Annotated in this window: 5 protein-coding genes; all 5 read left to right on the forward strand. The window is 46.4% G+C overall.

Features of this window, described 5'->3' with window-relative positions; translation table 11 throughout:
• The coding region (locus JCM15124_RS12190) for a virulence-associated E family protein (RefSeq protein ID WP_024999629.1) at positions 1 to 1,268 on the forward strand (1,268 nt) is incomplete at its 5' end.
• A gap of 212 nt (positions 1,269 to 1,480) precedes the next feature.
• Positions 1,481 to 2,467, forward strand: coding sequence for a toprim domain-containing protein (locus JCM15124_RS12195; RefSeq protein ID WP_024999630.1), 987 nt, complete (start codon positions 1,481 to 1,483; stop codon positions 2,465 to 2,467).
• A 4-nt stretch (positions 2,468 to 2,471) separates the two neighbouring features.
• Positions 2,472 to 2,930, forward strand: coding sequence for a DUF3408 domain-containing protein (locus JCM15124_RS12200; RefSeq protein ID WP_024999631.1), 459 nt, complete (start codon positions 2,472 to 2,474; stop codon positions 2,928 to 2,930).
• Positions 2,931 to 3,291: 361 nt separating this feature from the next.
• Entirely contained in the window at positions 3,292 to 3,717 is a 426-nt protein-coding gene (locus JCM15124_RS12205; protein ID WP_024999632.1) for a plasmid mobilization protein, read from the forward strand.
• Positions 3,707 to 4,762 carry a relaxase/mobilization nuclease domain-containing protein gene (locus tag JCM15124_RS12210; RefSeq protein WP_024999633.1) on the forward strand — a complete coding sequence of 352 codons (1,056 nt, stop codon included), beginning with the start codon at positions 3,707 to 3,709 and terminating at the stop codon, positions 4,760 to 4,762. Before JCM15124_RS12205 ends, JCM15124_RS12210 begins: the two co-directional genes overlap by 11 nt.
• Positions 4,763 to 4,896: the final 134 nt, after the last annotated feature.

The following is a 4,896-nucleotide window of genomic DNA, read 5'->3' on the forward strand; positions in this document are numbered from 1 at the left end:
TGAAGAAGAATGCAGATAAAGGCAAATCGGAAGGCGGTAACAATACGCCCAAACCGAGAAGGACTTCCTCCAAGAATTCGGAGATAGAAACCTATCTCTCCACACACTATGAGTTCAGATACAACACGGTATTGGGAAGAACTGAATATCGTAGCAAGAATGATGCTCACTTCTCAAAAGTGGGTCGTTATGAAATCAACACCCTCCGTAGGGAACTTGACAACGACATCGGGATAATAACCTCATCGGATAATCTGTACTCCATCATCGAGAGCAGCTTCTCGCCACGCATCAATCCCATACAGGAGTATTTCAAAAACTTGCCATCGGTGGATATAAGCAGCAGTTCTTCCTTTTCGCTGAAAGCCATTCCCCAACTGGCAAGTTGCGTAGCCGTGCGCAACTCCGACAAGTGGCTGCCGTACCTCATCAAGTGGCTCGTGGCAGTGGTCGCCAACGCAATGGACGACCGTGAGTGCCGTAACCATACCTACCTCGTGCTGACAGGCGAGCAGGGAAAATTCAAGACCACGTTCTTGGATTTGCTCTGTCCGCCGGCCCTACACGGCTACAGTTACACGGGAAAGATATATCCACAGGAGAAGGACACGCTCACCTATATCGGGCAAAACCTCATCGTAAATATTGATGACCAGCTCAAAGCCCTCAACAAGCGTGATGAGAACGAACTGAAGAACCTCATCACCTGCCCGATGGTCAAGTACCGCATGCCCTACGACAAGTATGTGGAGGAACATCCCCATTTGGCAAGTTTCGTGGCGTCGGTGAACGGCAATGATTTCCTTACAGACCCTACGGGCAGCAGGCGGTTTCTGCCCTTTGAGGTGCTTTCCATTAATATAGAACGTGCAAAGGCAATTTCAATGGACAGTGTCTATGCGGAAGCCAAAGCCTTGTTGAACGCAGGTTTCCGATATTGGTTTGACGATGAAGAGATAGCGGAGCTTTACAGGGAGAGCGAGGACTTCCAAGTGCAGACCGCAGAAATGGAACTACTGTTGCGCTGCTTTGAGAAGCCAACGGAGGATAATCCCCATTGCTCCTATATGACCACTACAGAGATTCTCACCTATCTGGGTATCTATACCCGGCATCCCCTGACTTCCAAACGTATGGGAGAAGCCCTTAAAAGGGCAGGCTTTGAGAAAGTGAGCAGGAGGCGTGACGGTGGCTGTCCCATCTATGCGTACAAAGTAAGAAAGCTACTTCCCTGTCCTTTGCTTGATAGTTGTAGTAGTCTGATGTAGTAGGGTGTGTAGTATTGTCATGTACTACAATGTAGTGTTGATTATCAACAACTTACAACAAAATAGTATGTAGTAAGAAGAAAGATGAAAAAGTTTGGAGGGAAAAACCTTGGAAAACGGAATATCGTAGAAGCATTGGCAGATACGATTTGGTTTCCCCTGATAGCATTTAAGTAAACCATAATATTTCAATCAATTAAAATGTCAGAACAATGAAAGCAGAAGATTTATCTCTCATCAAGCGATACTCCATTGTGGAGTATCTTGAAAGGAAAGGTATCAATCCTGTCCGCAGAACACCTTCCTATGCCATGTACCGTTCACCGCTGAGGGGGGAAGTACATCCGAGCTTCAAGGTGGACACAGAGAAGAACCTTTGGATAGACTATGCCGAAGGCAGGGGCGGAAGCATCATCGACCTCTGTATGCGATTGGAGGGCTGCACGCTCTCGGAAGCCATCTGCCGTTTGGGGCAGACCGCTTTCCTTGATGCAGCGTACGGTCATTCAAAAGAGAAGTCCGACATCGGTACCAGTCCAGTCACGCCATGGCATCCAAGTGGGGCAAGGAGACTGATAGAGGTATCAGACTCCCTGCCTCCACACTTAGAGGCCTATCTTACCGATAATCGCTGCATTGACCTTAACAGGGCAAAACCTTTCCTCAAATGTATCAGTTATGAGGTAAGAGGGCAACGCTACCAAGCCATCGGCTTTGCCAATCCGTCAGGAGGGTATGAACTTCGGGACAATGGCACGTTCAAGGGAGCAATAGCACCGAAGGACATTACTCCCGTATTCACGGATAAACAAACAGAACACGCAATAGACAATACATTGCCCGTATGCGTGTTTGAGGGCTTTATGGATTTTCTTTCTTTCCTTTCAATGAAAGAAGAAATAACGAGTGTCTGTCTTGTGCTAAACTCGGTAAGCAATGTGGCAAGGGCTATTCGCTATCTGAATGACCACAACCTAACGTATATCCGTACCTTCCTTGACAATGACGAAGCAGGGCGGAGGGCTACCAATGATTTTATCAGAACAGGGTTCAATGTGGAGGATATGTCCGTGTATTACAGAAACTTCAAGGACCTCAACGAGTATCATGTTTACAGGGTGCGTGAGAAGCAGATACGACAAGGACAGATACAAGATACGTCTATAAAGGCAAAACAAGTCAAACATAAAATGAGATAAAAACATGGAAAAGAAAACTGTCAGTAACGAGGGAATGGAGAACACTATCCATTCCACCAAGCAGTCTTTAGGACTGAATCAAATTGAAAGTCCGTCTGAACATATCATTGCTGAGCTTCGGGCAAGGAGAGCTAACCCCGTTCATTCCTCGGACGAACAGAACTCAGAGAATACCATGCATTCAGACCCTGCACGGAACACAGAGAATATGCCCGTTCAAAGACGTATCAGTGCCAAGATGAGAAAAGAGACACTTGAAGCCTACAAGCAAGCCTATCTTGTGCCAACCAGACTGAACGACCGCAAGGCGGTCTATCTGAGCAGGGAGACACAGGAGCATGCCGACTTCATCGTGCGCAGGCTGGGCGACAGGGGCAGCAATCTTTCAAGTTTTGTGGAGAACATCGTGCGCCTCCATTTGGAGGAATACGGTGAGGACATAGAGAAATGGAGGAAACTTTGAACCCACAGGAAAAAGGTCGAGGGTTTTCCTGAAAAGGGACAACCTTTCCAATCAAAACCCTCGACCCTTTCCAGAGAACAGAGCAATGAACATTTGCTGAACATACCGAATGACCGGAGTGTCCCGAACGTAATGAGTCAAAGAATGCACAGCATTCACTTTTTGACTATAAAACGCCTTGTGCGTAAACGTTTCGTTAGCTGACATTGCAAGACGTCAGTTTGTACCCACAAACTGCTCTTGCTCCCCTCGTCATACTGTCGGGGAGGTTAGACCGTAATCACTCCGTTCTCATCAGTCAGCATTCAGGAATTAAGCAACAACGAATCATCTGCAATGATTGACTTTCAAAGAAACTTATATGAACAGATACAAGGGAAAAACTGCCCGATGGCAGCAGCAGGATAAGGAAGAACAGAGGTTGAACAAGACGGAGTTCATCAAGGTAAGGTGCACCTTAGAGGAGAAGCAACGTATCAAATTAAAAGCGGAAAGTACAGGGAGAAAGTTCTCCGATTATTGCCGTGAGATACTCCTTAACGGAGAAGTAACAGCCGTTCCCAAGATGACCGACAATGAGAGGGAAGCCATTGCCATTCTCCAGCATACAGGAAGGTTCTATGGGCAGGTTTCAAATCTCATCAAGGTCAAGGACGAAAGGTGGGTACTCATCACAAAGAACCTATCGCTATGTGCCAAAGAAGCATTTAAGCGGTTTTACGAACCGCATTTTCGTGTGGACGATGAGATATATAAGGTCTTAAATATGAGAAGCGATGATAGGTAAATGTAAGGCGATAGCGCACGGCAGCACGGCTTTGGACTATATTTTCAGAGAGGGAAAGCTCGGCTGTCGGCTTGCCTTCCACAATCTTTGCAGCAGGGAGCCAAAGACTGTCTATGAGGAAATGAAAGTGGTCAGCGACTATAACAGCCGTTGCAGGAACAAGTTTCTCCGTATCGAAATAGGCATCGCACCGCAGGACGAGAAAAAATTGCCTGTTTCCGAATTGATGAGGATAGCCCATCTGTTTGCCAAGCAAATGGGACTTGACGACCACCAATGGGTGGCGGTAACGCACAAGGACACCGACAACAGGCACATTCACATTATCGCCAATCGCATCAGCCTGTACGGAGAGGTCTATGATACCACTTTTGTGAGTAACAAGGCAGCAAGGGTAGCGGAGGACATTAGTCGGGAGAAAGGCTTGACTATCGCAAAGGAGGTTAAAGCGGAAAGGAAACATCAAAAGACAAAGACTACCCCCACGAGAGAACAAACCAAACAGAAAGTGCAGCAAATCTGCTACATCCTGCTTGACAAGTATAAAGGAACAGGCATTACAGGGCATTCCATGTTCCTTTACGAGTTGGACAAGAACGGCATTACCATAGAGCGTATGAAGAACAAGCAGGATAAGGTCTATGGCTTGAAGTTCTCATACGCAGGACAATCCTTCAAGGCATCTGAAATCGGTAGAGAATTCGGCTACCGTTCTTTGCAGAAAAACTTTGAAGCAACCAGCAAGGAAGAATCAAAATATCAAACAATACAGGAGGCAACTGAAAAGGGAGGACAATCTGATACAGGTTATCAACTTGTGCCTCCAAGTCGTTCCTCTATCTCACGAGACAATGACACCCCACAAGTGCAGAATCCCATTGGTGCGGTGGCAGACACCATCGTTAGCACAGCCGATGAAGTTGTGGAAGAATTAGGCGATTTGATTACACCAACTACGCAAGGCAATGACTATGCCGAAGCTGCATGGCAGCGCAGACTCAGAAACCAAGCCAACAGAAAGAAGAAAAGAGGACGTGGATTATAATCCCATTCCAACGAAAGACTGCATTACAAAAATGCAAAAAGAAGAATATCTCATCAAAAACGCTTGTTATTAGGTAACAAAGTATTATCTTTGCAGACAGAATGACAAGCGTTCTTTGTTAGGCAGAAAACAGC

It is taken from the genome of Prevotella falsenii DSM 22864 = JCM 15124 (genome assembly GCF_000613945.1).
In the GTDB taxonomy this organism is placed as follows: Bacteria; Bacteroidota; Bacteroidia; order Bacteroidales; family Bacteroidaceae; genus Prevotella; species Prevotella falsenii.